A 26,351-nucleotide genomic window follows, 5' to 3' on the forward strand; every position below is an offset into this window, starting at 1 on the left:
CCTCCCCACCCCCCCCCCCCCCCCCCCCCCCCCCCCCCCCCCCCCCCCCCCCCCCCCCCCCCCCCCCCCCCCCCCCCCCCCCCCCCCCCCCCGGCACACCTCACCGGGTGACCCACGAACGCGTGGACCGGCGCAGGTCGGTGCGGTGTGCGCTCGCGCGCACACGTAGGGTGCGCAGCGGCCTGCCGGTGGTGGACTCGACACCACCGGCGGTGCGAATACGCTTTATCGTGGCGTCGTCGACCGGCCACTCCGGTGTGCGGCGCGTGGCGCCGCACGAGCAAGGAGGGGCAGTAGTGACGGCATCCGGCCAGGGCACATTCGGCTGGCTCATTACGGACTTCGTGCGCCGGGTACCCGGCGCCGCGCACGCCGTGCTGGTGTCCGCGGACGGGCTGCTGCTGGCGCCGTCGGAGGGGCTGCCCCAGGAGCGCGCCGAGCAGCTGTCCGCGGTGGCGTCCGGGCTGATCAGCCTGACGTACGGAGCCGCACGCTGCTTCGAAGCGGGCGGTGTCAACCAAACCGTGGTGGAGATGGAGCGCGGCTACTTGTTCCTGATGTCCGTTTCGGACGGTTCGTCGCTGGCGGTGCTGGCCGCGCCGACGTGCGACATCGGCACCGTCGCCTACGAGATGACCCTGCTCGTCGAGCGGGTCGGCCAGCAGATCACCCCCGAGCTGCGCGCGCAGCTGCAGGGCGGCGTGCGTGGGTAGGTTGAGATGAGGATTTCGGGATTCGACGACCCGGACTCCAGCGGCTGGGACGCACTGCACCGCGGCACCGAGCGCGAGGGGTTCGACTCGCCGAGCAAGTTCGACATGTCGACGTTGTCAACGATCATGCCCAAGCGCAAGCCGGCCCGGCCGAAGGCGGATCCGCAGGGGTACACCGACGAAGACACCCGCGAGTGGGGTGCCGAAGACGAGTACCCGGCCGCCGCGCCCGCCGAGGAAGAATGGCGTGACGCTCCCGCCGAGCGCGAGTGGCGCGCCGCCCCGGTCGAGCGCGAGTGGGACCCCCGCCGCGCCGCGGCGGCCGAGCGTGACTGGGACGCGCCGGACGACGGGTACGACCCGGGCGAGCCGGAGTGGCAGGACGGCGACACGTACGCGCCGGAGCCCCCGGCCCTGGAGCCGGCGTGGACCCCGCCCCGCGGCGCGCGTCCGCCCGCACCCCCGCGTCCGCCGGCCCAGCGCCCGCCCGCGCAGCGGCCACCGGCGCCGCGGCACCCCGCGCCCCGGCCTCCGATGTCGAGGTCGCAGGCGGCGCCCCCGCCCGCGTGGGCCCCGCCGATCGACCCCCGGACCGGCTGGACACCCCCGCCGGACCCGGAGACCCGCTGGGTCCCCCAGCCGGAGCAGTGGGACGACGCGGCCCGCAGCGTGTCGAGCCCGGTCCCGGTCGCCTCGGTGGGTTCGCGAGTGCGCCCGTACACGCGCACGGGCGGCCGCACGCGGTCCGACCACAACCTGGCGCTGGAGGCACTGGTCTCGACGTCGGACGACGGCCGCCGTTACCGCGGAGTCCGTTCGGTCGAGCACCGCCGCATCTGCGACCTGTGCCTGGACACCCGTTCGGTGGCCGAGATCGCGGCCCACCTGCACCTGCCGCTGGGCGTGGTCAAGGTGCTGGTCGGCGACATGGCCGACATCGGCCTGGTGCTGATCCACCAGACGGAGCTGATCCTCGGGGACCGCTCGTCCCGCGAGTTCATGGAACGCGTCTTGGCGGGCCTGCGCGCGCTTTAGCCGTCAGTCTTCGACGAGCGCGGCCGACGTGATGCGGTGCAGGGAGTACCGCTCGTTGTTGTCCCCTTCAAGAATCCCGCCACCGACGCGGATCGGGCGGACCACGCGCTGGCTGGCCGTGCCGCGGGAGTCGACAAACCCGATCCACACCTCGCGCCGCTCGAGCGTCGCGCGGGACAGCAGCTCCAGCGTCGCCGACGTGTCCGCGCCGCCGCCGACCGGGGCTCGGACCGCCGAGCCGCGACGGCGTGCCGAGGCCGCGTCGCCGGCTCGCAGGTTCGACACGATCCGTGCCGCCTGATCCGACGTCAGGACCGCCTGCTCACCCGGGTTCCGCCGCGCCGCGCGGGCCTTCGCCGGCAGGCGGCGGCCGCCCGGGCGGATGTCGACCACACGGCCGTCCGGGCCCTCCGCCGCCGGGGCGAAACCGGCCGCGCGCAGGCCCGCCAGCACCTCGTGCAGGGGGTCGGGACTGATCACGACCGTCGGCGCGATCAGCCGCAGGTCGTGCTCCGCCGTCACCGAGTGGGCCAGCACCTCGGCCAGCAGCGCCTCGTCGTCACACCGCAGGAACGACGCCGCCACCCCGCCGCGCAGCCGGCCGTGCCGCCGCGCGACGTCGTCGATCAGGTAGCTCAGCGACTGCGGCACCGGTGTCGCCGACTTGGCCTTGAACAGCGCGTGCAGCTCGTCCGCCGTCCGGCCGGTGTCGAGCGCGCGCCGAACCGACGTCTCGGTGATCCGGTAGACCGTCGCGTGCCCGGCCGACTCGACGTCGGCGACCGCGTCCATCTCCGCCGCCAGCTCCGGCTCGAGCGGGCCCGGCGCGACCACCGTCAGGTCGGCCTGCAGCAGCACGTGGTCCACCGGCGCGGGCAGCGCGTCCAGGATCGCCTCGACCGCGCCCGGCCGGTCGTCGGCCAGCAGCGCCCGCGTCGCCGTCGTGACGCCGCCGAGCCCGACGATCCCCAGCGCGGACGCCTCGGCCATCGTCCAGCGGACGGTCTCGTCCCGCAGCCGCCCGCCGCGCCGCGGGGCGCGCCAGGCCAGCACCGCGACGAGCTCGTCGACGCTCTTCACGCCGGCGCCTTCGGGCAGGTCGGCCAGCGCGGCGAGCACCCGCCGCCGCGCGACCGGCGCGAGCGGGCGGCGCAGCTCCTCCGACAGCGGCGCGATCGGCTTGTCCTTCGTGTCGCGCCCGCCGGCCATCCCCGGCAGCCGCGGCAGCTCCAGCCACGCCTGCGCGAGCGTCATCCAGCGCTGCGCGGTCGGTGACGCGAGCCACGAGTCGGTCAGCGTCGTCGGCACCCACTCGGGCGCGGTCGACTCGCTGTCCGCGACGAGCCCGGCGCCGACGACCAGCTCGGCGAACAACGTCGCCTGCGTGTCGTCGACCTCGAGGTCCTTGGCCAGCTTCTTCAGCTCGCGCACGCCGAGGCCGCCCGACTTGAGCACCGGCGGCGGCGCTGCCGACCAAGCGCGCAGCAGGGATTCGGTGCGGCGCAGGAACTCCATCGCCTCGCCGGCCGCGGCTGCGTCCAAAGTGGACGTCTGGTGCGGGTGCACCGGCAGTGCGGGCTCGGTGAGCGTGCCGGGCCCGAAGACCCCGCCGCGCACGGCGACGCCGACCTCGCGCGGCAGCTCGACGGTCTGGTCGTCGCGCCGCAGCAGCAGCCCGCGGGCCAGCAGCTTCTGCACCGGCGTCTTGGCCTTCTCGAGCGACGCGTCGTGCCCGGCGTCGCGCGTCCGGCCGATCGGCGGCCCGGCGGCGAGGGCGGTCAGCACCCCGCGTTCGTCGTCGGGCAGCTCGGCCAGCCGCGCTTCGAGGTCCACGTCCGCGAGTGCCGGCGAAGGCGCGCCGAGCCCGGCGGGGAACGGCCCGAGTGCCTCCCGGGCCGAGGGCGCCACGCGCAGCGCGTCGTCCGGGCCCCAGGCCAGCACCCGCGCGCGCAGCCGGGCCAGCGGCACGGTGATGTCCGCGCCGACCAGCTTGGCGACGTCTTCGGCCGGCACCGGATCCCGGTCGGCGCCGGCCAGCAGGCACGCTTCGAGCACGGCCACGGTGAAGGTGTCGAGGTCTTCGCAGGCGCGCGCCACCGAGCCCGGCGTGCCGGCCCGGGTGGCCAGCACCGTGCTGTCGGACGGCGGGGGCGTGGACAGGTCGCGCCGCGTGCGGAGCAGCTCTTCGAGTGCGCCGTCGGACTCGGTGCGCAGCCAGTCCGCCAAGGAGGTCGCGGGCATAGAAGGCCAGGATACCGGGCGGTTACGCGAAGCCGCTCGGGCTCGGGCACACTGTCTCCCGAGAGAGCGAACACCGGCTGTGGAGGACGTTGTGGCCAAGGGCGAGAAGAAGAACAAGGGTGTCGACCCGACCTGGCCGGGCGAGGCGGGCGAGCACCCCGTGACCGAGCTCGCGGCCGACCGCCAGGGCTCGCTGTCGCCGTTCGGCGACATCACCTTCCCGCTCGACACCGTGCCGTACGTGCACCCCGAGACCGAGATCAATCGATGACCGCATAGTTACTGGTCAGTACCGGTATCGGGGCCTCGTGAGGGCGGTCACGGGAGTAGGTTCGCTCCCGTCCCAACCGACTTTTCCCATGCGGGGGTAAGTGCCATGCCGGTTCCCGGTCCCGGATATTCGATCACCGTCCGGGTCGAGGCCCCGGCTTCGTCCAGTGCGGCCGGTGACCTCACCACCGCCGTCGGGCGGGTCGGCGGCGTCCTGACCGCGTTCGACGTCGTCGAGTCCCACTCCGACGCGATCGTGGTCGACATCAGCGCCAACGCGCTGTCGGAGAACCACGCGAACGACATCACCTCGGCGCTCGACTCGCTGCCCGGCGTCAAGGTCCGCAAGGTCTCCGACCGGACGTTCCTGATCCACCTCGGCGGCAAGATCGAGGTCACGCCCAAGGTCGCGCTCCGCAACCGTGACGACCTCTCCCGCGCCTACACCCCGGGTGTCGCCCGCGTCTGCCAGGCGATCGCGAACAACCCCGAGGACGCGCGCCGGCTGACCATCAAGCGCAACACCGTCGCGGTGCTCACCGACGGCTCCGCGGTGCTCGGCCTGGGCAACATCGGCCCGGCCGCCGCGCTGCCGGTGATGGAGGGCAAGGCGGCGCTGTTCAAGAAGTTCGCCGACGTCGACGCGTGGCCGGTCTGCCTGGACACCCAGGACACCGAAGAGATCATCCTGATCGCGAAGGCGCTGGCCCCGGTGTACGCCGGGATCAACCTCGAGGACATCGCCGCGCCGCGCTGCTTCGAGATCGAGAAGCGGCTGCGCGAGCAGCTCGACATCCCGGTGTTCCACGACGACCAGCACGGCACCGCGATCGTGGTCGTCGCCGCGCTGCGCAACGCCCTGCGCGTGGTCAAGAAGAACATCGAGGACTGCAAGATCGTGGTCAGCGGGGTCGGCGCGGCCGGCTCGGCGATCATCCGGCTGCTGCTGCGCAAGAACCCGGGCGACATCGTCGCCGCGGACATCGACGGCATCGTCCACTCCGCGCGCGGCAACCTCGACGACAACCTCACCTGGATCGCGTCGCACACCAACAAGGAGCAGGTCAGCGGCACCCTGCACGAGGCGCTGGTCGACGCCGACGTCTTCATCGGCGTCTCGGCGCCCAACCTCTTCGGCGCCGACCAGGTCGCGACCATGAAGTCCGATGCCGTCGTCTTCGCGCTCGCCAACCCGGACCCGGAGATCGACCCGCTCGAGGCGCAGCAGCACGCGGCCGTCGTCGCGACCGGCCGCAGCGACTTCCCGAACCAGATCAACAACGTGCTGGCCTTCCCGGGGGTCTTCCGCGGCCTGCTCGACGCGAACGCGCACAACATCGACGACTCCATGCTGCTCGCGGCGGCGGACGCGATCGCCGACGTCGTCGACAACGGCAAGCTCAACGCGTCGTTCATCGTGCCCAGCGTGTTCGACAGCGCGGTGGCGCCGGCGGTCGCCGAGGCGGTCCGGAAGGCCGTGCGCGCCGAGCGCGACTAAACAGTTCGGCGGACCCCGGGTCCGCCTTCGGACGGAAGACAGCGGGGTTCCGGGCGGCCTAGGCTGGGTCGCCGAGACCAACCGGCGAGCGCCGGCGCCCGGGACCCCCAGCTCGCGGCGCCGGCGCAGCTCCACCCGGCGACCGGCGGCGGGCCGGCGGAAGTAGCCTCGGCTGGTGAGTGAACTCAGCCACGTCGACAAGACCGGGGCGGCCCGGATGGTCGACGTCTCCGGCAAGACCGCCACCGCGCGGACCGCGCTTGCGGGCGGCACCGTGCGGACCACCGCGGAGGTGCTGCGGCTGCTGGCGTCCGACGGCCTCCCCAAGGGTGACGCGCTGGCCACCGCCCGGATCGCCGGGATCATGGGCGCCAAGCGTGTGCCCGAGCTGATCCCGCTGTGCCACCAGATCGCGCTTTCCGGCGTGAAGGTGGAGTTCGAGCTGGGCGAGACCGACGTCCGGATCCGCGCGACGGCCAAGACCACCGACGTCACCGGCGTCGAGATGGAGGCGCTGACCGCGGTGGCCGTCGCCGGGCTGACCCTGCACGACATGATCAAGGCCGTCGACCCGGCGGCGACGCTGGACGAGGTCCGCCTGCTCCGCAAGGACGGCGGCAAGACCGGGACCTGGGAGCGGCCGTGAAGCGCGACGCGCGGGTGATCGTGGCGTCCAACCGCGCTGCGAAGGGTGTCTACGAGGACAAGACCGGCCCGGTGATCGTCGCCTGGCTGGCCGGCCGCGGGTACGACGTGCCGGCGCCGGTCGTCGTCGAGGACGGCGACCCGGTCGGCGTGGCGCTGCGGGCGGCGCTGGCCGACGGCGTCGCCGTGGTGCTCACCACCGGCGGCACCGGCATCTCGCCGACCGACCGCACCCCCGACGTCACGCGCGGGGTGCTGGACCACGAGCTGCCGGGCGTCGCGGACGCGATCCGCGCGGCCGGCCTGCCGAAGGTGCCGACCGCGGTGCTCTCGCGCGGGGTCGCGGGGGTGGCCGGGCGGACCCTGGTCGTGAACCTGCCGGGCTCCAGCGGCGGCGTGAAGGACGGCCTCGGCGTGCTCGACGGCATCCTGGACCACGCGGTCGACCAGCTCGCCGGCGGCGACCACCCGCGGCCCGCCGCTTCCGCGCCTTCGGTGCGTGTCGCGCGGGCGCTGGTCACCGAGGAGGCGCTGTCGGTCGAGGAGCACGCGCGGCTGGTCGAGGACGACGCGGCGGGCGCGGTGGTGACGTTCGCCGGGGTGGTCCGCGACCACGACGGCGGCAAGGGTGTGCGCGACCTGACCTACGAAGGCCACCCGAGCGCGGGTGAGGTGATCGCCGACGTCGTCGCGGACCTCTCGGCGCGCTGGATCGGGGTGCGGGCGGTGGCGGTGAGCCACCGTGTCGGGCACCTGACGATCGGGGACGTGGCGCTGGCGTGCGCCGTGGCGGCGGAACACCGCGGCCAGGCGTTCTCGGCGTGCGCGGAGCTCGTGGACGAGGTCAAGGCGCGGCTGCCGGTCTGGAAGCACCAGCACTTCACCGACGGCACGGACGAGTGGGTCAACTCGCCGTGACCCGGCGCGGCGCCTGAGAGGCGCTGTGCGCGCCTGAAGACTCGAGGCGGCCCGGGAGGACGTTCAGGCGTCCCGGGCTCGCACGGGCGAACTCAGGCCCGGATGTGCGCGAGCCCTCCACCGCCCGGGGGATCGGCGGTGGAGGGCTCGGGTGTCACGGCTCGAGGCCGGACCTGCGCATCAGAGCGCGATCGTCACTTGGTGGCGATCTTCTGGCCGACGAGGATCATGTCCGCGTTCGGGATGTACTTCGCGTTCAGGTCCTGCAGCTTGGCGTAGCCGCCCTGGACGTTGAACTGCTTGGCGATCTTGGACAGCGTGTCGCCCGCCACGACGGTGTAGTCACCGGCCGGGTTCGAGGACGACACACCGGTCGCCGCCGGAGCCGCGGGCGCCGCCTTCTTCGGGGCGGTCGTGGTCTTCTTCGGGGTCGACTGCTTGGTGGTGGTCTTGTGGGTGGCCTTGGGGGCCGACGAGCCGCCGCCGCCCTTCTTGCCACAGACCGGCCAGGCGCCGATGCCCTGACCCTGCAGGACGCGCTCGGCCACGGCGATCTGCTGCTCACGCGAAGCGTTCTGCGCGCTGCCGGTGCCGCCGTAGGCCTTCCACGTGCTCTGCGAGAACTGCAGACCGCCGTAGTAGCCGTTGCCGGTGCTGGTGCCCCAGTTGCCGCCGCTCTCGCACTGCGCGATGGCGTCCCAGTTCGTCGCCGACGCGGGGGTCGCGGCGATAGCGAGGGGAGCGCCGACCGCGATGCCCGCGATGGCGACGCGAGCGACGGTGCGGGTGGCAGCGGACATCTTGCGGTGCTTGCCTCGGTAAGACATCTGAATGCTTCTCGGTTTCCCTGCGCCTACGAGCCGGTGCTGAGGGTCAGGATCGGGGTCCTGGCGCCGGCTTCGGGGGCCGGCAGACGAGTCCGACGCACGTCGCGTCTTCGTCGTCCCCTCGTCCCTGTCCGGAAATGCTTTCGCTCGGGGTATGGGTCCGGGTATCCGTCGGACAGGGCTAGGCGCTACGGATTCCCGGTCGTGCTGGTTGGTCGGGGCCAACCGAAAAGCGACGGTACGTAACGAGCGCCGTGATCGGAAATTATTCGGGGCGTGACCTACGTCACAGTAACAGCACGCAACCCCCATCGATGTGGGTGTCTTCGCAGGTCAGCGCGCCGTTATCTGGTCGTTTCCAAGCCGAGATAAAACACGGATCGTGAGGCTTGCATCACGTGTTTTGCGCAGCGAATGGGCCATTCGCGACGCCGGGCGAGCGAATGAAGCGCGCATCTTATGGCGCACTCCCGTAGTCCGCCAGACTTGACAATCCTGCCTCAGGTGCCCCTTGCGTCACAGCAGTCCCACCTGTTCGTGGGGTTTGAAGTCCCGCCGGATGCGCTCTTCCGGCCGGGGCGGGCCCCGCGGGCCGACGCAGTGCGACGGACCAGGCGAAACACGTCACCGGATGGCGTTGTGGACAGCCGCCGTTCAGCCTGCCGCGAACAGCCGGATCCGGTGACGCGCCACGCCGGGGGAGAAAGAGGTGTCGGCGAGCGGTCGGCTGCCGTACCCGAGCGGTAGGTCGAGTAAGGAGAGGACGAACCCGCGAACCGCGCCGGACGGCACCCGTATCTGGCGGGACGACACGCGTGTTGGGAAGGTCAACTCGCGTGATCAGAGGGTCGACACGCGTGATGGGGAGGTCGACACGCGTGATTAGAGGGTCGACACGGGTGGTGGGCCGACCCGGCGGCGTGTTGACCCTTCAATCACGCGTGTCGACCCTCCAGACACGCGTGTCGACCTTTGGATCACGTGTGTTGACCGTTCAATCACGCGAGGGGAGGGGTCAGCCGCCGGCGAAAGGGGGGAGGACGTCCAGCTCGGCGCCGTCGGTCAGGGGGCGGGTGTGGTCGCGGACCGCGATGCCGTCGAGCAGGTAGCTGACCGCGTCCAGGATCTTCGGGAGGCTCTCGGGGTGCAGGCGGCGCAGCTCGGCCACCGCGTCGGCGACCGACGCGCCGGACGGCAGCTGCACCTTCTCCTCTTCCGCGCCCGCGGCGGCGCGCGCCGCCGCGAAGTACCGCACCACGATGGTCAGGGTCGTCATCTCAGCCGCCGATCGCGCTCATCGGCCGGATCGGCTGCGCGAACCCGGCGTCGTTGATCTCGTGGCCGGCCAGCTTGCCCCACATCGTGGCCCGCCAGGCGTCCGCCACCTCCTCATCGCGCGCGCCCGCGCGCACGAGGGACCGCAAGTCCGTCTCGTCGTTGCTGAACAGGCAGGAACGCACCGCGCCGTCGGCGGTCAGCCGGGTCCGCTCGCACGCCGAGCAGAACGGCCGGGTCACCGACGCGATCACGCCGACGTCGCCGGGGCCGCCGTCGACCAGCCAGCGCTCGGCCGGCGCGCCGCCGCGGGCCACCGGGAACGGCGTCAGCGTGAACGCCTCGCCCAGCATGCCGAGGATCTCCGACGCGGTGATCATCTCGCCGCGGTTCCAGCCGTGCTGGGCGTCCAGCGGCATCTGCTCGATGAACCGCAGGTGGTAGCCCTCGGCCAGGCAGAACTTCAGCAGCGGCACGGCTTCGGCGTCGTTCACGCCCCGCATCAGCACGGCGTTGACCTTCACCGGCGACATCCCGGCGTCCCGCGCGGCGGCCATGCCGGCCAGCACGTGCGAGAGCCGGTCCCGGCGGGTGATCTCGAGGAACGTCTTCGGGTCGACGGTGTCGAGCGAGACGTTGATCCGGGCCAGGCCCGCCGCCGCGAGGGCCGCCGCGCGCTTGGCGAGGCCGATCCCGTTGGTGGTCATGGACAGCCGGGGCCGCGGCTCCAGGGCCGTGATCCGCGCGACGAGGTCCTCGAGGCCCGGTCGCAGCAGCGGCTCGCCGCCGGTGAGCCGGATGTCGGTGACGCCGAGCCGCTCGACGGCGATCCGGACCAGCCGGATCAGCTCGTCGTCGGAGAGCGCCTGCTCGCCCGGCATCCAGTCGAGCCCCTCAGCGGGCATGCAGTAGGTGCAGCGCAGGTTGCACCGGTCGGTGAGGGAAACCCTCAGATCGGTGGCGATCCGGCCGAACGTGTCGATGAGACGGGGGTTCTCGGGCCGGGGCGCGCGAGATGAACCTCGTGTGCCGGGAACACGAGGAAACCCGAGATCCACTGCGGTCATTACGCACAGAGTAGCTCGCATGTCGCGCAAACCTCAGTGATCGTCCGGATACTTTGGGCAGTAAGCTGTTCAGTGGGCGAACGACCTGCGCGAACCGAAGGACAGTGATGACGGGCACAGCGGAAAAGAGCTATCCGGTCCCGGAAGAGGAGCTCTTCCGCTTCGCGGAATTGGGTCGCGCCGGCAGCACGCTCACGGTGCTCCGGCACGCCAGGATCGCCGAGCGGATGGGCCTGTCCGGCACCGACCACAAGACGTTCGACCTGGTCGTCCAATCGGGCGGACCGTTGACCGCGGGGCGGATCGCCGGCCTGACGGGGCTGTCCACCGGGGCCGTGACCGGCGTCATCGACCGGCTGGAGAAGATCGGGCTGGTCCGCCGCGTCCGCGACCCCGAAGACCGCCGCAAGGTCCTCGTCGAGGTCGTTCCCGGGGCCGGCGAGCGCTTCGCGCCGCTCTTCCAGTCGGCCTTCGACTGGCTACGCGAGAGCCTGGCGCAGTTCTCACCGGCCGAGCGAAAAGTCATCGAGCGTTATCAGAATGTCATGCTCGAACAGCTGCGCGCGGAGATCATGGACAATTCGCGCCCCGCATAGCTTTTCCTCAAGTGCGGAGATAATCTTCCCCCCATGCCGCAATTCCGGTTGTCCGAGGCCGCGCACCTGCTCGGAGTCAGTGACGACACCGTCCGGCGGTGGGTGCGCGCGGGGCAGCTGACCGCCACCGACGACGCCGCCGGCCGCAAGGTCGTGGACGGCGCCCAGCTGGCCGGGTTCGCCCGGGCGCAGGCCACCAGCCCCGAGGACCCGTCCGCGGTCGGGCGCTCCGCCCGCAACCGGTTCGTCGGGCTGGTCACCGAGGTGGTCGCCGACAAGGTGATGGCCCAGGTGGAGATGCAGTGCGGGGCACACCGCGTGGTGTCCCTGATGAGTACGGAAGCCGTCCGCGAGCTGGGCCTGCGCCCGGGGGTGCTCGCGGTCGCGGTGGTCAAAGCGACCACCGTCGTGGTGGAAACACCGGAAGGAAGTCGATGAAGAAGCTTGCTCTGGCCGTCGCGGCCGTCGCCTTGTTCGCGGGCGCGTGCAGCAGCTCGGACCAGCCCAGCACGCAGTCCGGCGGGTCGTCGGCCAGCGCCCCCGCGCCGAAGGGCACCGGCGACGCCGGCGGCACGATCACCGTGTTCGCCGCCGCGTCCCTGACCGAGTCGTTCACCGCGCTCGGCAAGGAGTTCGAAGCCTCGCACCCCGGCGTCACCGTGAAGTTCAGCTTCGCGGGTTCGTCCGGCCTGGTCCAGCAGCTGACCAACGGCGCGAAGGCCGACGTCTTCGCCTCGGCCGACCAGGCCAACATGGACAAGGCCGTCCAGGCGGGTGTGATCGACGGCCAGCCGACGGTGTTCGCCACCAACAAGCTGGCCATCGCGGTCGCGCCGGGCAACCCCAAGGGCATCAAGTCCTTCGCCGACCTGAACAAGGCCGGCCTGACCGTGGTGACCTGCGCGCCGCAGGTGCCGTGCGGTTCGGCCACCAAGAAGGTCGAGACCGCGACCGGCGTCACGCTCAAGCCGAAGAGCGAGGAGCAGGACGTCAAGCAGGTGCTGGCCAAGGTCCAGTCCGGCGACGCCGACGCGGGCCTGGTCTACGTCACCGACGCCACCTCGGCCGCGGGCAAGGTCGACAAGGTCGACTTCCCCGAGGCGAGCGGCGCGATCAACAACTACCCGATCGCCGCGGTCAAGGGCGGGCAGAGCGCGCTGGCCAAGGAGTTCGACGAGTTCGTCCTCGGTGACCAGGGCAAGGCCCAGCTGAGCAAGGTCGGGTTCGGCCCTGCGCAGTAAGCGTCCCGCGAACGGCCGGCCGGGATCCGTCCCGGCCGGCCGTTCGCGTGTCCCGTGGGTGCTCGCGATCCCCGCCACGCTGGCCCTGGCGCTGGTGGTGCTGCCGGTCGTCGGGCTGCTGGTGCGCTCGGACCTGTCGCGGCTGCCGTCGCTGGTCGCCACGCCGTCGTCGTGGCACGCGCTGCGGCTGTCGCTGATCACGGCCGCGTTGTCCACTTTGACCTGTGTCGTGCTCGGGGTGCCGCTGGCCGTCGTGCTCGCGCGCGCCCGGTTCCGCGGCGTCCGGCTGCTGCGCTCGATCGTGCTGCTGCCGCTGGTGCTGCCGCCGGTGGTCGGCGGGCTCGCGCTGCTCTACCTGCTCGGCCGCAAGGGCTTCCTCGGCATGCTGATCACCACGCTGACCGGGGAGTCGGTGCCATTCACGACGACCGCGGTGGTCATCGCGCAGACGTTCGTCGCGATGCCGTTCCTCGTGGTCAGCCTCGAAGGCGCGTTGCGCGGGTCCGGCGACCGCTACGAGCAGGTCGCCGCGACGCTCGGCGCGCGCCCGTGGACGGTGTTCCGCCGGGTCACGCTGCCGCTGCTGCTGCCCGCGCTCGGCTCCGGCGTCGTCCTGAGCTTCGCCCGCGCGCTGGGCGAGTTCGGCGCGACGATCACCTTCGCCGGCAGCCTCGAAGACGTCACCCGCACGCTGCCGCTCGAGGTCTACACGCAGGCCGAAGTGGACATCGACAGCGCCGTCGCGCTGTCGCTGCTGCTCATCGTCGTGGCGGTCGTCGTCATCGCCGTCGCGCGGCCACGCTCGTGGGAAGGCGGCCTGCGGTGAGCCTGACCGCCCGGATCGAGGCCGTCCGCGGCTCGTTCTCGCTGGACGTCGACCTCGACGTGCCCACCGGGACGGTGCTGGCCCTGCTCGGCCCGAACGGCTCCGGCAAGTCGACGGTGCTGGGCTGCCTTTCGGGGCTGATCACGCCGACGTCGGCGGAGATCACGGTGTCGGGGCGCGCGCTGGCCGGCGTGCCGCCGCACCGCCGGGGGATCGGCCTGCTCTCCCAGGACGCGCTGCTCTTCCCGCACCTGTCCGCGGCGGACAACGTCGCGTTCTCCCCGCGCTCGACCGGCGCCGGCCGCCGCGCCGCGCGGGAACGCGCGTACTACTGGCTGGCCGAAGTGGACGCCGCTGAGCTCGCCGACCGGCGGCCCGGGCAGCTGTCCGGCGGCCAGGCGCAGCGCGTCGCGATCGCCAGGGCGCTCGCCGCCGAGCCGGACCTGCTGCTGCTCGACGAGCCGTTCGCCGCGCTGGACGTCGACGCCGCGCCGGCGATCCGCGGCCTGCTGCGGCGGGTGCTCAAGACCGGGCCGACCACGGTGCTCGTCACCCACGACCCGCTGGACGCGCTGGCGCTCGCCGGCCACGTCGCGGTGATGAACGGCGGCCGGATCGTCGAACACGGCCCCACCCGCGAAGTCCTGTCCGCCCCGCGAACGGCGTTCACCGCGCGGATCGCCGGGCTCAACCTCATCTCCGGGACCGCGGTCCCGGACGGCCTGCGGACGGCGTCGGGCGACGTGGTGGCGGGCATCGCGGCGCCGGACGTCGTGGCCGGCGAGCCGGCGGTGGCGGTGTTCCCGCCGAACGCCGTCGCCGTCTACCCGCACGACGGTGAGCACCGGGGGAGCCCGCGCAACACCGCCGAGGCGCACGTCGCCGCGCTGGAGCCGCACGGGCCGGTGATCCGGGTCCGCGCCGAGGGTGACGGCTGGGCCCACGGCCTCACCGCGGACCTCACGCCGGCCGCCGTGGCCGAGCTCGCCCTGGAGCCCGGCTCGGCGGTGACGCTGTCGGTGAAGGCCGCGACCGTGTCCGTCCACCCGGCCGCGGCCTCCTAGACCTCAGCCCTCGTGGTGGTGGCCGCCGCCCGGGTGGACGTGGAACTTCGCCACCTCCGGCGGGTGCACGACGAACGGCCGCATCATGCCTTCGTCCTCGTGGTCGAGGATGTGGCAGTGGTACATGAACTCGCCGGTGCCGCCGCCGAACCGACCGGCGACGCTGACCCACTGGCCGGGGTTCACGATGATCGTGTCCTTCCAGCCCTCCTCGTACTTCTCCAGCGGCAGGTCGGTGAAGCCGCTGATCGGCGCGGTCGTGCGCTCCGAGGCCTGGTCGAACGTCGTGGTGAAGCTCCGCCGGAACAGCGCCTGGAACTCCGTCAGGTGGATGTGGACCGGGTGCGCCGGGCCGCCGTTCGCGACGTGCACGAGGTTCCAGACCGCCCAGCGGTCGTGGTTGATGAAGATGCCGGTGGTGTCGTCGAAGAGCCGCCCGATCATCCGGAACGTCTTGAGCCCGCCGGCCGGGTCGTCCAGCTGGATGATTCCCGCGCCGCCCGGGTCGGTGTCGACCTGCTCGAGGTCCCACATCTCCGGGTGGCCCTCGGCGTTGAGCAGCAGCGCGACCCAGACGTGGTCGTGGTCCTCCGGCAGCGTCGAGCCGTGCACCAGCCGTGTGTAGGACGTCGAGACCTTCTCCGGCAGCCGGAACGAGTCGTGCTTCGCGCGGCCGTCGACGCGGAACTCCATGACGTCCGGCTCGATCCCGCCCAGCCGCGGGTCGGCGTTGCGCAGCTTGAGCTTCTGTCCCTTGAAGCGGCTGAAGTCGATCAGGACGTCGAAGCGTTCGGCCGGGGCGACGGTCAGGCCGGCGGCGGGCAGTGCCGTGGGCGCGGGCAGCAGGCCGCCGTCGGTGCCGATCAGGCGGACGGCGTCGTTGACCGGGGTGTTGTCCTCGTCGACCAGGTTGAGCGTGAAGAACCGCGAGTTGGCGGCGTTGAGCAGCCGGAAGCGGTACCACTTCGCGTCGACCTCCAGGTGCGGCCAGATCACGCCGTTGACCAGGGTGAACGGCCCGGAGAACGGGATCATCGGGCTGTTCGGGACGTACGGGAACTTGAACAGCAGCTGCCCGGTGAGCGCTCCGGTCGCGTCGGTGTCCAGGTTGCGGTCGGTGAGGATCAGCGGGATTTCGCGGTCGCCGTGCGGCAGGTCGAGCGCGTCCTCTTCGTCGTCGCGGATCAGGTACGTCCCGGCGAGGCCCGTGTGGACGTTGAAGCGGGTGATCGCCATGGCGTGGTCGTGGTACCAGAGCGGCATCGCCGGCTGCCGGTTCTGGTACTCGGCCAGCTGCGACGTGCCCTTGAGGCCCGCGTTGTGCGCCCAGCCGTCGTTGCCCGCGTTGGTGCGCGCGCCGTGGAGGTGCACGACCGTCCACGCCGGCAGGTCGGCGACACCCTCGACGATCGAGTAGCCGGGCTTGTCCAGCTCGCGGCCCGGCCGGCTGGTCGGCGCGTCCGTCACCGGGCCCTGAACCGCGACCAACGGGAACTCGCCGTCGATTTCGTTCGACCACGAAATCCGCAGCTGCTTGCCACTGCGGACGTCGATCGTCGGACCCGGGAAATGGCCCGCGTACGTCCACAAAGTACTTTCGGGCAATTGTGAGTGCAGCCGCTGCTTCCTCGTCACCATGGGAATGGTGATCGTGTCCCGGTTCCGGGGCCGCAGCACCGGCGGAACCCGCAGTGGGTCGAGGAACTTGGTGAGCCCCCAGTTCGGCCCGGTGACGAGTCCGGCGGCGGCCGGGCGTTCGATGATTTCGGTCATTCGGTTCTCCCCCTTCATGTTCGGGGGCAGGACGAATTGCGCCCCGGCGATTACGCCGGTGACGTCGAAAAGTATTCCCCCGAACCCCCTCGGTGGCCGGATACGCGACTCCCCTCGCAACACCGGCAATTCCCACTGTAGCCCTTTTCGGCGAGAGCCGCAGGCGCCTCGCGCGCGTGATAGGTTTCGCGCATGAACGAGCGCCGGTGGACGTATCTCTCCGACATGGACGGCGTCCTGGTCAAGGAGGAGCACCTCGTCCCGGGCGCGGACGAGTTCCTCGCCGAGCTGAAGGCGAACGGCATCGACTTCCTGGTGCTGACCAACAACTCGATCTACACCCCGCGCGACCTGCGGGCCCGGCTGGAGCGCACCGGGCTCGACATCCCCGAGGAGTCGATCTGGACCTCGGCGCTCGCGACGGCGAAGTTCCTCTCCTCGCAGCGGCCGAACGGCTCGGCGTACGTCATCGGCGAAGCGGGCCTCACGACGGCGCTGCACGAGGTCGGCTACGTGCTGACCGAGCGCGACCCGGACTACGTCGTGCTCGGCGAGACGCGGACGTACAGCTTCAGCGCGATCACCCGCGCGATCCGCCTCATCGAGGGCGGCGCGAAGTTCATCGCGACCAACCCGGACGCGACCGGGCCGAGCATCGAAGGCTCGATGCCGGCCACCGGGTCGGTCGCGGCGCTGATCGAGAAGGCCACCGGGCGCTCGCCGTACTACGTCGGCAAGCCGAACCCGCTGATGATGCGCTCGGCGTTGCGCCGATTGGGTGCGCACTCGGAGTCGACGCTGATGATCGGCGACCGGATGGACACCGACGTGCATTCGGGCATCGAGGCCGGGCTGCAGACCATCCTCGTGCTCACCGGCATATCCACCCGGGAGTCGGCCGAACGCTATCCGTATCGGCCCACCCTCGTGCTCGACTCGATCGCCGACCTGATCGGGCGAACCACCGACCCGTTCGGTGAAGGCTGACGGTGAGCCGGGTGGAAGAAGGGCTTATCGTCAGCGGATGAGCAAGTCCACGTACGTAGTGGGCGACGTGCACGGCCACCGTGACGAACTGGCCGACGCACTACGCGCCGAAGGCCTGGTCGACGACGAAGACAACTGGTCGGGGGCCGAGGACCAGCTGTGGTTCCTCGGGGACTTCGTCGACCGCGGCCCGGACGGCGTCGGCGCGATCGACCTGGTCATGCAGCTCGAAGCCCAGGCGGCCAAGGCCGGCGGCCAGGTGCAGACGCTGCTGGGCAACCACGAGATCCTGGCACTGGGGATGTACCACTTCGGCGACGAGCCGGTGCCGTCCGACTTCGGCCCGCGCAGCTTCGCCCGCAGCTGGGAGATCAACGGCGGCCTGCTGTCGGACCAGGACCGGCTGACCCCGGAGCACATCGAGTGGCTGACCGCGCGCCCGCTGGCCGCGCTCGCCGCCGACCACCTGCTGCTGCACTCGGACACGCTGGAGTACCTCGACTGGGGGTCGTCCATCGAGGCGATCAACGAGGCGGCGGCCGAGATCCTCACGGGTTCGGACCTCGAGTCGTGGTGGGACGTCTGGCGCCGCATGACGACGCGTTACGCGTTCCGCGGCCCCGACGGCGAGGAGAACGCCGACAAGCTGATGGGCGCCCTCGGCGGCTCGCGGATCGTGCACGGGCACAGCGTCATCGCCGACCAGCTGGGCATCCACCCGACGCAGATCGAGGGGCCGTTCCTGTACGCGGGCGGCAAGGCCCTCGGTGTCGACGGCGGGCTGTTCGTCGGCGGGCCCTGCCTGGTCGTGGAGCTGCCGTACGAGCCGGAGTCCTGATCAGCCGATCTCGACGATCTCCTTGCCGAGCGGCATCAGCGACACCGGGATCATCTTGAAGTTCGCGATGCCGAGCGGGATGCCGATGATCGTGATGCAGAGCGCGACGCCGGTGAAGATATGGCCGATCGCGAGCCAGAGCCCGGCAAAGATGAACCAGATGACGTTGCCGAGGCAGGAGGCGGCGCCGGCGTCGCGCCGCTCGACGACCGTGCGCCCGAACGGCCACAGCGCGTAGGCCGCGATCCGGAACGACGCGAGCCCGAACGGGATCGTGATGATCAGGATGCAGCAGATGACGCCCGCGACCAGGTAACCCAGCGCCATCCAGAGGCCGCAGAGCAGGAGCCAGATGATGTTCAGCAGCGTGCGCATCAGACGTGCAGCTCCCCGCTCACGACGGTGACGGCCTGACCGGCGAGGTGCACCCGGTCGCCGTCCTGGCGCGTCCGGACGATCCCGCCGCGCTGGGAGACCTGTTCGCCGGTGAGCTCCTTCTTGCCGAGCCGCTCCGACCAGTAGGGCGACAGGATGCAGTGCGCGGAGCCGGTCACCGGGTCCTCGTCGATGCCGACGCCGGGCGCGAAGAAGCGGCTGACGTAGTCGTCACCCTTCGCGGTGACGAGCAGGCGGCCCTTCCAGGTGTCCTTGAGCCGGGTGAGGTCGGGTTCGAGGGTTCTGACCGTCTGGGCGTCGGGGAGGACGGCGAAGAGGTTCTCGACGCCGCGCCCGGTGTACTCGATCTCGACACCGGGGAGGATTCCGGACAGGTCGTCGTCGGTCGGCGTGGGCGGGTCGGAGGGGAAGTCCAGCTCGACCCAGCCGTCGTCGGCCCGGGCGCGGAGCTCGCCGCTCTTGGTGGTGTAGACCTGCTCGCCGCCGAGGACGTGGGTGGCGGCGACGGTGGCGTGCCCGCACAGCGCGACCTCGACCTCGGGCGTGAACCACCGGAGCGACTTCGGGCCGTTCCCGGTGGTGACGACGAAGGCGGTCTCGGCGTGCTTCATCTCAGCGGCGACGGCTTGCATCCAGGCGGCGTCGGCGGGCTCGTCCAGGAGGACGACTCCGGCGGAGTTCCCGGTGAAGGCCCGGTCGGTGAAGGCGTCGACGATGAAGAAGCGCATGGCTTCCAATCTAGCGGCGACCCGGTTCCCCTCGGCGAGATTTAGGGGTTCGCCCCTAGGAGGTCTCCCCGATGGTGGGCTTGACGATCTTCTCGCCGTCCGGCCCGCGTTCGGGCTTGAGGTCGAAGACGTCTTCCTCGACGGCGTACTTGTTCTTGTGCTCCTTGTCGTCTTCCTTCTTCTTGCCCGCACCACCGGCCCCGGCGGCACCGGAGGCCCCGGCCTTGGCCCCGACCTTGCCCTTGGCCGCCGCGGCGGCGGTGGCCCCGCGTTCCAGCCGTTCACCGGGAACCTTGCCACCGGTCTTCTCCGCACCGGCTTCCTTCGGGCCACCCCCGGCCCCGGAGACCCGCGACCCGGCAAACCCGGACCCGGCGCGGCCGGCGCCGGACTTGCCCCGCGTGATGTCACCGCTGCCTGAGCCGACGCCGGGATTGCCGCCACCGGCCATGGTGAGGCCGTCGGGGGTCATGCGCGGGAAGGCGCTGGGGGCCGGGCCGCCACCGCGGAAGCTCGTGTTGCCGCCGCCGAAGGTGCCGCCGGTGCCGCTGGTGGCGCCGGGCGGGACGTAGGCGGGCGGGGTGGTGCCGGGAGGTGTTGTGGTTCCTGGGAAACCGCCGCCGGTCGTCCCGCCGGGTCCGGTTCCGGTGAGGCCGCCGGTGCCGGTGCTCGTTCCTGTTCCGCCGCCGATGGTGGGGGTGCCGGTGAAGCTGGTGCTGCTGGTGCCGTGGAAACCCGCGGCGGAGGTGGAGTCCCCGCCCCCCAACTGCGGCGGCGGCGCGTAGGTGGGTTGGGAGCTGGCGGTTTCGTGGTAGGTGCCGTCGAGATTCTGAAGCACCTGAACGGCTTGCTGGTGCGCCGCGTCGGCTTGTTGTTGCTTGGCCTGGATGTCGACCATGGTGGAGCTCATGCCGATGAGGTCACCGGAGTTGTACTGCTGCTTGGCCTTGTCGAGCTCGGCCTGCTGGTTGAAGCCGGTGGGCTCAGGCATGTTGGTCTTGGCATAGTGCGCGGCGGCCGACTGCTGGGAGTAGTGGTTCGAAGCCAGCTGCATCGCGTTGCCGGTCTGTTCGGTGTGCCCGGCAGTGCTTTGGAAGAAGCCGTTCGCCTGGTCGGCCGCTGGTCCCTGCCATGAGCCGCCGGCCGCGGTCGCGGCGTCACGGAACTGGTTGGAGGCGTCGGCGAGCCAGTTCCCGTAGACGTTGGCGACCCGGCTGCGGTCGTTGAGGTCTTCGAGGTTCATGTTCTTGTGAACCATGTTGTACAGCACTTCGTGCGGCTGGTTCGCGTAGTTTTCGCCGGGCGCCGGAGCACCACCCCGCAGGTTTTGCCCTTGCTGCAGGAGCTTTCCCTGGGCAACCGAATAGTCCGACGCGGCCTTTTCGGTGATGTGCTGGCCGTCGGCGCCCTTACCTTGAAGCTTCTGGGCGGTATCCGCGTAGTAGTCACCCTCGGACTGGCGGTGCTGCGCCCGGTGTGGCTGACTCATGGCTGGACTCCGTATCAGTTGTTCTTCGGCAGCAGGGGCTCGACTTTCGGAGCTAGTTCTTCGATTTTCTTGCAGGCGCCGGCGGTGTCCGACCCGAAGGTCAGCGACAGCAGGGCTCGCGAACTCTGTTGCACCGGGAACCGGATCGCGCATTGGCCTTTGGCGTTGAGAGGTTCCCGCTCTTCGATCGCCGGGCGTTCGTTGACTTTCCCGTCACTGGCTTGTGCGGGGTTGTTGACGTTGTCTTTGTAGTTCGCGCCGGCCTGCAGGAAAAGAGCGACATCAACCGCAGGGGTGTCGCCGACCCTGGCTTTGTTGGCGTGGCAGCCGTGCTCTGGATCAGCGACCGTCTGCTCGGCTTGGGGAAAGCTCTGCCCGGCAAGAGCCTGGTCGAGAATCGTGCACGAGCTCAAGCTCGCGAAAGGATTGCCGGAATCAGCTGTCGTGCTCGTCGTGGCGGGAGCCTGCGAACTGGGGCTTGCCTGTCCGCCGACCTGACTGGTGCAGGCGGCGACGCCAAGACCCAGAGCCAGGGCGACGAGCGCGACCGGAACGCGTCGTGCGATCACTACTCCTGCAGCCCCTTGTTCAACTTGGCAAACGTCATGCTGTGGGCATCCTCGGTCTCGCGGTAGTTCTTGCGGGCGATCACCATGGCCTCACGAGCCTGCTCGACACCGTCTCGCATCTTTTCGAGATTCGGGATCAGCGACTCCGGGTCACCGTTGGCAACCTGCACGTTGAAGTTGGCGACAGCCTTCGCGTATTCGCTGCCGCCCATCTGGGCCGGGTTCGCCAGTTTGTAGACATTGGAGAGCATCCCGCCGATGCCATCGATGAAGAAGTCGCAGGCCTTGATGTACGCCTGGAAGCCTTCCTCGTTCACGGCGAACTGGCCGTTCTCCGCGAGGGACTTCAGATGACGGCCACCTTCGCCGACCTGCTTCGCGGCCTCCGAGTCGACATTCCCGCTGAGCAGGCCGGAGATGAAGTTCGACCCCGCGTCCCCTTCTCCGGCCGGTGGTTTGAAAGACCCAGGTGCGCCGAACTGTGAACCGCTCATGACGCCCTCCCCGTCGTTCGGCACCACCCTGCGTGGTCCCTCTGCACTGTACTAGTGACGAACCGGCCGCGTCAGTGGTTCCGGCCACGGTCGTGGAGCCAGGTGCGCAGGTGGGAACCATCCGATGGGGTGAACCTCACGCGGGTCTCGCCGCCCGGTAGGGGCTCGTTGAACATCAGGAAGCGGCCGCCGTCGTTGTCGATGAACGTCACCGTTCCCGTCGGGCGCAACGCCCCCGACACGCGGACCGACAGCTCGAACGTCCCGTACCGGTGCAGGGGCCACGCCGAAAACTCCGCCGCCGCCTCGACGTCGCGGGCCGGGGCGCCGCGGGTGATCGTCAGCTCCGGCAGCGGGACCGGGCGGTACCTCGGGAGCATGCCGACCACCAGGTCGACCAGGCGGTCCGGCCGGGACTGGGCGAACAGGATCTCCTCGCCCGCCAGCTCGGAGAACACCCCCAGCCCGTGCCCGACGGCCGCCCGGTAGAACACCTGGCGGCCCTCCTCCGCCGCGCGGACGACGATCAGCACGTCCGGCTGGGTCCAGGCGCGCAGCGTCTGCTCGACCTCGATGTCCAGTTTGTCCGGGCCCGCCAGGCCGCGCGCGCGAAGGGACTCCCACGCCTCCGCCGCGATGCGCGAGTGCTCGTCCAGGGTGCGGCCGGGGCTGCGGATTTCGAACGGGTGCCAGCTCGCCGGGAGACCGGTGCGCCGGATCGCCGTGTCGACCTCGGTCAGGCCCAGGGAAAATTGCTCCGGCACGTCCCCGAGCGTAGCGGACCCGCCACCCCGCACTCAGATGTCGAGCTGCCGGACACCCGTCTCGCGCAACGGCACCCGCCCGGCCGTCGCCCGGGTGCGCAGCCGGACGATCTCGTGCGGCTGCAGGCCGATCGCGACGCCGAACGCCTCGACGTCCGGGAAGCCGCCCTGCCGTTGCCGCAGCTCCAGCGCCCGGGTCACCTTGTCCGCCGGAAGCAGCTGCGCCAGCTCGGGTCCGGAAGCCGTGTTGACGTCCACGAGCGCAAGAGGAACCGGGGCAGGTGCGGGCGGCGGCGCCAGGGCAACCGCGTCAGCCGGGACGTACGCCTCGATCGTGTCGTTCTGCCGCAGGTCCCGGAACGCGATCCCCACGGTGAACGTCCGCGACCCGGCGTTCGTCCGCGTCGCGACCCCGCCCCGGGCCAGCGACAGGATCCGCAGGTCGGCCGCGACCACCGTGCTCCGCTCGTTGAACGTCGTCCCCGCCGGCCGCAGCACCCGGGCCTGCCGGCCCACCGTGAACAGCGCGCCGCGCCCTTCCGGGACCTCGACCGCCGCGACGACCGAGCCGTTGCCGAGGTCGTTCAGGCCGTGCACCACCGCCACCCCCTCGCGACGCTCCAGGTGGTCAGCCTCCGGCTCGGGGAACGCGGCCAGCGTGTCACCCGCCATCGGCGGCACGTCGCACTGGAAACCGAGCAGCACCGTGCCCGGCTGCCCCTCCGGCAGCTCCTCGACCGGCCCCGCCGGGCCGAACAGCCCCAGCACCCGCATCGGCTCGCCGACCGCCCGGCCGGCGCGCAGCAGCGTGGTCAGCACCCCGAACCGCAGCACGCCGTTCTGCGGCCGCACCTGCAGGTGGAACCCCGTCACCTGGTCGTACGCCGGCGCGAGCACCGCGGCGACCGCGTCCGGCCGGCTCGTGTCCGGCCCGACGGCGTCGTCGGTGTACAGCTCCAGCGCGTCGCCGTTCCCGATGTCGCGCCGCCCGACGGCGACGAAGACGTCCTTGAGGAACCCGGCGTCGGTCACCGCCTCGACGTCGCTGGAGAAGAACTTCTTCCGCACCATGATCCCGAGACGCAGGTTGTCCGCCAGGATCCGGTCGCCGCGCTTCAGCCGCGCGCGGGCGCCGCGGACCGCGCGCCCGATGCTCACCTGCCCGCCGGGCAGCTCCCCGAGCCCGGGGAGGGTGACCGAGTCGTTGAGCGCCTTGCCGAACTCGATCAGGCCGACCCTGACCTCGGTCACGACGTGGCGGCCAGCGTGACGCTGATCGACTGGTCGGCATTGACGCGCTCGGACTCGACGACCATCCCGTTCGAAGCCGCGCGCTCCTTCAGCCGGGCGAGCACGGCGCGCTGCACTTCGGCCGCGTACGCCTCGTCGACGGACAACACCAGCCGCTGGGCTTCGGCCTCAGCGAGCCCTGGGCCGTCCACGTGCGCCATCTGGACGCCCTCGGCGCCGTAAACGAACGTGATCCGCCGGCCCTCCCATGCGGCCGTGACGGCGTTGCCGGTGTCGCTCACCTGGGCGCGCAGCCCGGTGAGCGCGCGGGTCAGCAGGTCGCGGTGCCGCATCCGCGTCCGCACGGTGACCACACCAGCCTGCGTGTGCGCGGCGATCGTGGCCGCGTTGAGCTGGGCCAGCGCCTCGCTGCGCAGCTTGAGCGTGACACTCATCGGTGATCCCTTTCGAGCAGGGCTTCGAGCACTTCGGTGGTGGCGAACCCGTTCAGCTCGATCGCGCCGTCCGGGGCGATCGTCACTTCGAGGCGGTTCGGGGCGGTGAAGATCGACTCGTCGTAGCGGTCGGTCAGGAAGTGGAACCGCTGGTTGACCGAGCCGACCCAGGGCCGCGACGGCTCGGGCCGATCGGCCAGGAAAGGCCCGTCCACCAGCAGATCCGTCGACGCGAGCAGCTTCGACGGCGGCAGCTCCTCCCGGACGTGCCCGGTGAACGTCATGACGGACAACCCCTCCGCGCGCACCGCCGAAGCGAACTCGCCCAGCGGTGACGGCTGGTCGAACGGCTCCCCGCCCAGCAGCGTGACCCCCTCGATCCCGGGAATGGCCAGGACGCGCGAAACCAGGTCCGGCCATGCCAGCCGGAACCCGCCGCGGGTCGTCCACGTCTGCGGGTTGAAACACCCGGGGCAGCGGACCGAACAGCCCTGCGTCCACACCGCGCACCGCAGGCCCGGGCCCTCCGCCGCCGTCGTGTCGACGATCCGGTGCAGGTTCAGGAGTTCCATTGTGACTGCTGCTGCGACGCGGTGTTCTCGGCGGACGCCGACGTGCGCCGGTAGTCCTCGGTGAACTCCGACGTTTCCGTTTCCGCGCCGAGCATGTCCTCCAGCAGCGGGATGTAGTCGAGGCACTTGGAGCCGGTCATGCCGTGGGTCTCGGCGCTGATCGACCCGTCCTTGCCGATGGTGACGGTCACGCGGTGCGTCATACGTCGATCGTCCTTCCCCTCGGGGATTCCGGCGGCGCGACGGGCGGCGGGGGAGCCTCGACGTCTTCGCCGTTGTCGGTGGCGGCGACGGCGCGCGTCTCCGCCCAGTTCCGGATGGCCAGGATCTCGTCGGCCTGCGTGACCGACAGCGGCACGGTCGACTTCACCGCGCGCACCAGGTCGTCCCGGCGCAGCGGCCGCTTCTCGGCGAACGCGTCCACCAGTCCGGACAGCACGGCTTGCTCGATCTCGGCGCCGCTGTAGCCGGCGCTGACGTCAGCCAGCTCGGTGAACAGCGCGTCGTCCATCCGCAGCTCACTGCGGACGAAGTCGTCGGTGACCCGCCGGTGCAGGTGGATCCGCCAGATCGCCGCGCGCTCGGGCGCGGAGGGCAGGTCGACGAAGAAGATCTCGTCGAACCGGCCCTTGCGGAGGAACTCCGGCGGCAGCGAGCCGACCTGGTTCGCGGTGGCCATCACGAACACCGGCGCCGTCTTCTCCTGCATCCAGGACAGGAACGTGCCGAACACACGACGCGCGGTGCCGCCGTCCCCGCCGCCGCCCGCGCCGGCGAGGCCCTTCTCGATCTCGTCGACCCAGAGCACGCAGGGCGCGATGCCTTCCGCGGTGCGGATGACCGTGCGGATGTTCTTCTCGCTCGAGCCGACGAGCCCGGCGAAGACTCGGCCCAGATCCAGGCGCAGCAACGGCAGCCGCCACATGTTCGCGACGCACACCGCGGACAGGCTCTTGCCGCAGCCGGGCACGCCGGTGAGCAGCAGGCCTTTCGGCGCGGCGAGGTTGTACGCCGCCGCGGCGGGGGTCCAGGTGCCGGTGCGCTTGGTGAGCCACCGCTTGAGCCGGTCGAGGCCGCCGACGGCGTCGAAGCTCGTTTCCGCGGGCACGATGTCGAGCATCCCGGACCGGCGGACGGCCTGGCGCTTCTCGGCGAGGATCAGCTCGAGGTCGCTGGGGTCCAGCCCGCCGCCTTCGACGAGCGCCCGCGCGAAGGCGTTCTCGGCTTCGGGCAGCGTCAGGCCGCGCGCGGCGGCGACGATCATGTCGCGGTCGTCCCGGTCGATGCTGATCCGGACGTTCTGGCGGTGCGCGGCGACCATGCCGTCCAGCAGCTCGCCGATCTGGCGCTGGTCGGGCAGCGGGAAGTCGACGACGGTCGCGTCGTGCTCCAGCTCCGGCGGCACGGGCAGCGACGGCGACACGAGGATCAGGCTCAGCGGCACCGGACGCGTCTTGAACGCGGCGGCGAGCTCCCGCAGCCGCCGGACGACGTCGGGATCGGGCCGGTGCCCACCTTCGGAGACCAGCGACGGGTGCAGGTCGACGAAGACGAACACGGCGGGCTCGCCCCAGCTGTAGACCCGCTCGAGCGCGGCCGCGGCGGCCCGCGTCTCCGAGATCGGCGGCCCGCCCGCGGGCGCCAGACCGGTGGTCGACGACCAGACGTAGACCCGCCGCGGGGTGCGCAGCCGCTGCTGGTCCTCCGCGACCGCGCGGATCTCCCGAAGCACCCGCTGCTCTTCGTGCGTCTCGACGACCAGCAACGGGTAGCGCGCCTGCAACAGCTGGGTCAGCTCGTCGCGAAACCCCTGGCCGGCCATCGATCGCCCCCTCGATTC

Annotated in this window: 29 protein-coding genes; 13 read left to right on the forward strand and 16 right to left on the reverse strand. The window is 71.3% G+C overall.

Features of this window, described 5'->3' with window-relative positions; genetic code table 11:
• The first annotated feature begins 296 nt into the window (after positions 1-296).
• Together ACZ63E_RS38100 and ACZ63E_RS38105 are read left to right on the forward strand one after the other, a co-directional pair.
• A complete protein-coding gene (locus ACZ63E_RS38100; RefSeq protein ID WP_465301828.1) occupies positions 297-713 on the forward strand; it encodes a roadblock/LC7 domain-containing protein in 417 nt (138 codons plus the stop codon).
• 6 nt (positions 714-719) lie between these two features.
• Entirely contained in the window at positions 720-1,748 is a 1,029-nt protein-coding gene (locus ACZ63E_RS38105; RefSeq protein ID WP_465341195.1) for a DUF742 domain-containing protein, read from the forward strand.
• Between the two features lie 3 nt (positions 1,749-1,751).
• On the opposite strand, the gene ACZ63E_RS38110 is transcribed toward ACZ63E_RS38105, so the two are convergent.
• A complete protein-coding gene (locus tag ACZ63E_RS38110) occupies positions 1,752-3,989 on the reverse strand; it encodes a helicase-associated domain-containing protein (RefSeq protein WP_465341196.1) in 2,238 nt (745 codons plus the stop codon).
• A 91-nt stretch (positions 3,990-4,080) separates the two neighbouring features.
• On the opposite strand from ACZ63E_RS38110, the gene ACZ63E_RS38115 reads away from it, so the two are divergent.
• From ACZ63E_RS38115 to ACZ63E_RS38130, 4 genes are all read left to right on the forward strand, one after another.
• Positions 4,081-4,260, forward strand: a complete 180-nt coding sequence (locus ACZ63E_RS38115) for a hypothetical protein (protein WP_465301834.1) — start codon at positions 4,081-4,083, stop codon at positions 4,258-4,260.
• A 105-nt stretch (positions 4,261-4,365) separates the two neighbouring features.
• Positions 4,366-5,757, forward strand: a complete 1,392-nt coding sequence (locus tag ACZ63E_RS38120; RefSeq protein WP_465301836.1) for an NAD-dependent malic enzyme — start codon at positions 4,366-4,368, stop codon at positions 5,755-5,757.
• Positions 5,758-5,932: 175 nt separating this feature from the next.
• Positions 5,933-6,403, forward strand: a complete 471-nt coding sequence (moaC, locus tag ACZ63E_RS38125) for a cyclic pyranopterin monophosphate synthase MoaC (protein ID WP_465341197.1) — start codon at positions 5,933-5,935, stop codon at positions 6,401-6,403.
• Positions 6,400-7,320, forward strand: a complete 921-nt coding sequence (locus ACZ63E_RS38130) for a molybdenum cofactor biosynthesis protein MoaE (protein ID WP_465341198.1) — start codon at positions 6,400-6,402, stop codon at positions 7,318-7,320. Before moaC ends, ACZ63E_RS38130 begins: the two co-directional genes overlap by 4 nt.
• Positions 7,321-7,514: 194 nt before the next feature.
• Here ACZ63E_RS38130 and ACZ63E_RS38135 read toward each other — a convergent pair whose 3' ends face one another.
• The 3 genes from ACZ63E_RS38135 to moaA form a co-directional block, all read right to left on the reverse strand.
• Positions 7,515-8,147 (reverse strand): LysM peptidoglycan-binding domain-containing protein, encoded by a 633-nt coding sequence (locus ACZ63E_RS38135; protein WP_465341199.1) that lies wholly within the window; start codon positions 8,145-8,147, stop codon positions 7,515-7,517.
• Positions 8,148-9,162: 1,015 nt separating this feature from the next.
• Positions 9,163-9,423, reverse strand: a complete 261-nt coding sequence (locus ACZ63E_RS38140) for a MoaD/ThiS family protein (protein ID WP_465341200.1) — start codon at positions 9,421-9,423, stop codon at positions 9,163-9,165.
• Between the two features lies 1 nt (position 9,424).
• A complete protein-coding gene (gene moaA / locus ACZ63E_RS38145; protein ID WP_465341201.1) occupies positions 9,425-10,489 on the reverse strand; it encodes a GTP 3',8-cyclase MoaA in 1,065 nt (354 codons plus the stop codon).
• A gap of 107 nt (positions 10,490-10,596) precedes the next feature.
• Between moaA and ACZ63E_RS38150 the strand changes: the two genes are divergently transcribed.
• The 5 genes from ACZ63E_RS38150 to ACZ63E_RS38170 are packed head-to-tail and all read left to right on the forward strand — an operon-like array spanning position 10,597 to position 14,216.
• Positions 10,597-11,085, forward strand: coding sequence for a MarR family winged helix-turn-helix transcriptional regulator (locus tag ACZ63E_RS38150; RefSeq protein ID WP_465341202.1), 489 nt, complete (start codon positions 10,597-10,599; stop codon positions 11,083-11,085).
• A 33-nt stretch (positions 11,086-11,118) separates the two neighbouring features.
• Positions 11,119-11,523 (forward strand): TOBE domain-containing protein, encoded by a 405-nt coding sequence (locus tag ACZ63E_RS38155; RefSeq protein WP_465301850.1) that lies wholly within the window; start codon positions 11,119-11,121, stop codon positions 11,521-11,523.
• A complete protein-coding gene (gene modA, locus ACZ63E_RS38160) occupies positions 11,520-12,326 on the forward strand; it encodes a molybdate ABC transporter substrate-binding protein (protein WP_465341203.1) in 807 nt (268 codons plus the stop codon). Before ACZ63E_RS38155 ends, modA begins: the two co-directional genes overlap by 4 nt.
• Positions 12,327-12,384: 58 nt before the next feature.
• Positions 12,385-13,152, forward strand: a complete 768-nt coding sequence (locus tag ACZ63E_RS38165; protein WP_465301854.1) for an ABC transporter permease — start codon at positions 12,385-12,387, stop codon at positions 13,150-13,152.
• The gene (locus ACZ63E_RS38170; protein WP_465341204.1) at positions 13,149-14,216 is read left to right on the forward strand and encodes a sulfate/molybdate ABC transporter ATP-binding protein; all 1,068 of its coding nucleotides are present in this window, start codon (positions 13,149-13,151) and stop codon (positions 14,214-14,216) included. The genes ACZ63E_RS38165 and ACZ63E_RS38170 overlap by 4 nt, the downstream gene beginning before the upstream one ends.
• Positions 14,217-14,219: 3 nt before the next feature.
• On the opposite strand, the gene ACZ63E_RS38175 is transcribed toward ACZ63E_RS38170, so the two are convergent.
• Complete coding sequence (locus ACZ63E_RS38175) at positions 14,220-15,989, reverse strand: multicopper oxidase family protein (protein WP_465341205.1); 1,770 nt, start codon at positions 15,987-15,989, stop codon at positions 14,220-14,222.
• 192 nt (positions 15,990-16,181) lie between these two features.
• On the opposite strand from ACZ63E_RS38175, the gene ACZ63E_RS38180 reads away from it, so the two are divergent.
• Both ACZ63E_RS38180 and ACZ63E_RS38185 read left to right on the forward strand, forming a co-directional pair.
• A complete protein-coding gene (locus ACZ63E_RS38180) occupies positions 16,182-16,976 on the forward strand; it encodes an HAD-IIA family hydrolase (RefSeq protein ID WP_465301860.1) in 795 nt (264 codons plus the stop codon).
• Positions 16,977-17,013: 37 nt separating this feature from the next.
• Positions 17,014-17,814 carry a metallophosphoesterase gene (locus tag ACZ63E_RS38185; protein ID WP_465341206.1) on the forward strand — a complete coding sequence of 267 codons (801 nt, stop codon included), beginning with the start codon at positions 17,014-17,016 and terminating at the stop codon, positions 17,812-17,814.
• Here the strand turns inward: ACZ63E_RS38185 and ACZ63E_RS38190 are convergent, their stop codons facing one another.
• The 11 genes from ACZ63E_RS38190 to ACZ63E_RS38240 form a co-directional block, all read right to left on the reverse strand.
• On the reverse strand, positions 17,815-18,189 hold the full coding sequence (locus tag ACZ63E_RS38190) for a YccF domain-containing protein (protein WP_465341207.1): 375 nt from the start codon (positions 18,187-18,189) through the stop codon (positions 17,815-17,817).
• Positions 18,189-18,938 (reverse strand): PhzF family phenazine biosynthesis protein, encoded by a 750-nt coding sequence (locus ACZ63E_RS38195; RefSeq protein ID WP_465341208.1) that lies wholly within the window; start codon positions 18,936-18,938, stop codon positions 18,189-18,191. Before ACZ63E_RS38195 ends, ACZ63E_RS38190 begins: the two co-directional genes overlap by 1 nt.
• 55 nt (positions 18,939-18,993) lie before the next feature.
• Complete coding sequence (locus tag ACZ63E_RS38200) at positions 18,994-20,427, reverse strand: hypothetical protein (protein ID WP_465341209.1); 1,434 nt, start codon at positions 20,425-20,427, stop codon at positions 18,994-18,996.
• Positions 20,428-20,441: 14 nt separating this feature from the next.
• A complete protein-coding gene (locus ACZ63E_RS38205) occupies positions 20,442-20,996 on the reverse strand; it encodes a DUF3558 domain-containing protein (protein ID WP_465341210.1) in 555 nt (184 codons plus the stop codon).
• A complete protein-coding gene (locus ACZ63E_RS38210) occupies positions 20,996-21,490 on the reverse strand; it encodes a hypothetical protein (protein WP_465341211.1) in 495 nt (164 codons plus the stop codon). Before ACZ63E_RS38210 ends, ACZ63E_RS38205 begins: the two co-directional genes overlap by 1 nt.
• Positions 21,491-21,561: 71 nt before the next feature.
• Positions 21,562-22,254, reverse strand: coding sequence for an ESX secretion-associated protein EspG (locus tag ACZ63E_RS38215; RefSeq protein WP_465341212.1), 693 nt, complete (start codon positions 22,252-22,254; stop codon positions 21,562-21,564).
• 33 nt (positions 22,255-22,287) lie between these two features.
• On the reverse strand, positions 22,288-23,505 hold the full coding sequence (locus tag ACZ63E_RS38220) for a hypothetical protein (protein WP_465341213.1): 1,218 nt from the start codon (positions 23,503-23,505) through the stop codon (positions 22,288-22,290).
• Positions 23,502-23,939, reverse strand: coding sequence for a hypothetical protein (locus ACZ63E_RS38225; protein WP_465341214.1), 438 nt, complete (start codon positions 23,937-23,939; stop codon positions 23,502-23,504). Before ACZ63E_RS38225 ends, ACZ63E_RS38220 begins: the two co-directional genes overlap by 4 nt.
• Entirely contained in the window at positions 23,936-24,511 is a 576-nt protein-coding gene (locus ACZ63E_RS38230; protein ID WP_465341215.1) for a 4Fe-4S single cluster domain-containing protein, read from the reverse strand. Before ACZ63E_RS38230 ends, ACZ63E_RS38225 begins: the two co-directional genes overlap by 4 nt.
• Positions 24,499-24,714, reverse strand: coding sequence for a DUF2997 domain-containing protein (locus ACZ63E_RS38235; protein WP_465341216.1), 216 nt, complete (start codon positions 24,712-24,714; stop codon positions 24,499-24,501). The genes ACZ63E_RS38230 and ACZ63E_RS38235 overlap by 13 nt, the downstream gene beginning before the upstream one ends.
• Positions 24,711-26,333, reverse strand: a complete 1,623-nt coding sequence (locus ACZ63E_RS38240) for an AAA family ATPase (protein ID WP_465341217.1) — start codon at positions 26,331-26,333, stop codon at positions 24,711-24,713. The genes ACZ63E_RS38235 and ACZ63E_RS38240 overlap by 4 nt, the downstream gene beginning before the upstream one ends.
• Between the last annotated feature and the right edge of the window lie 18 nt (positions 26,334-26,351).

Source organism: Amycolatopsis sp. NPDC104819 (genome assembly GCF_055583145.1).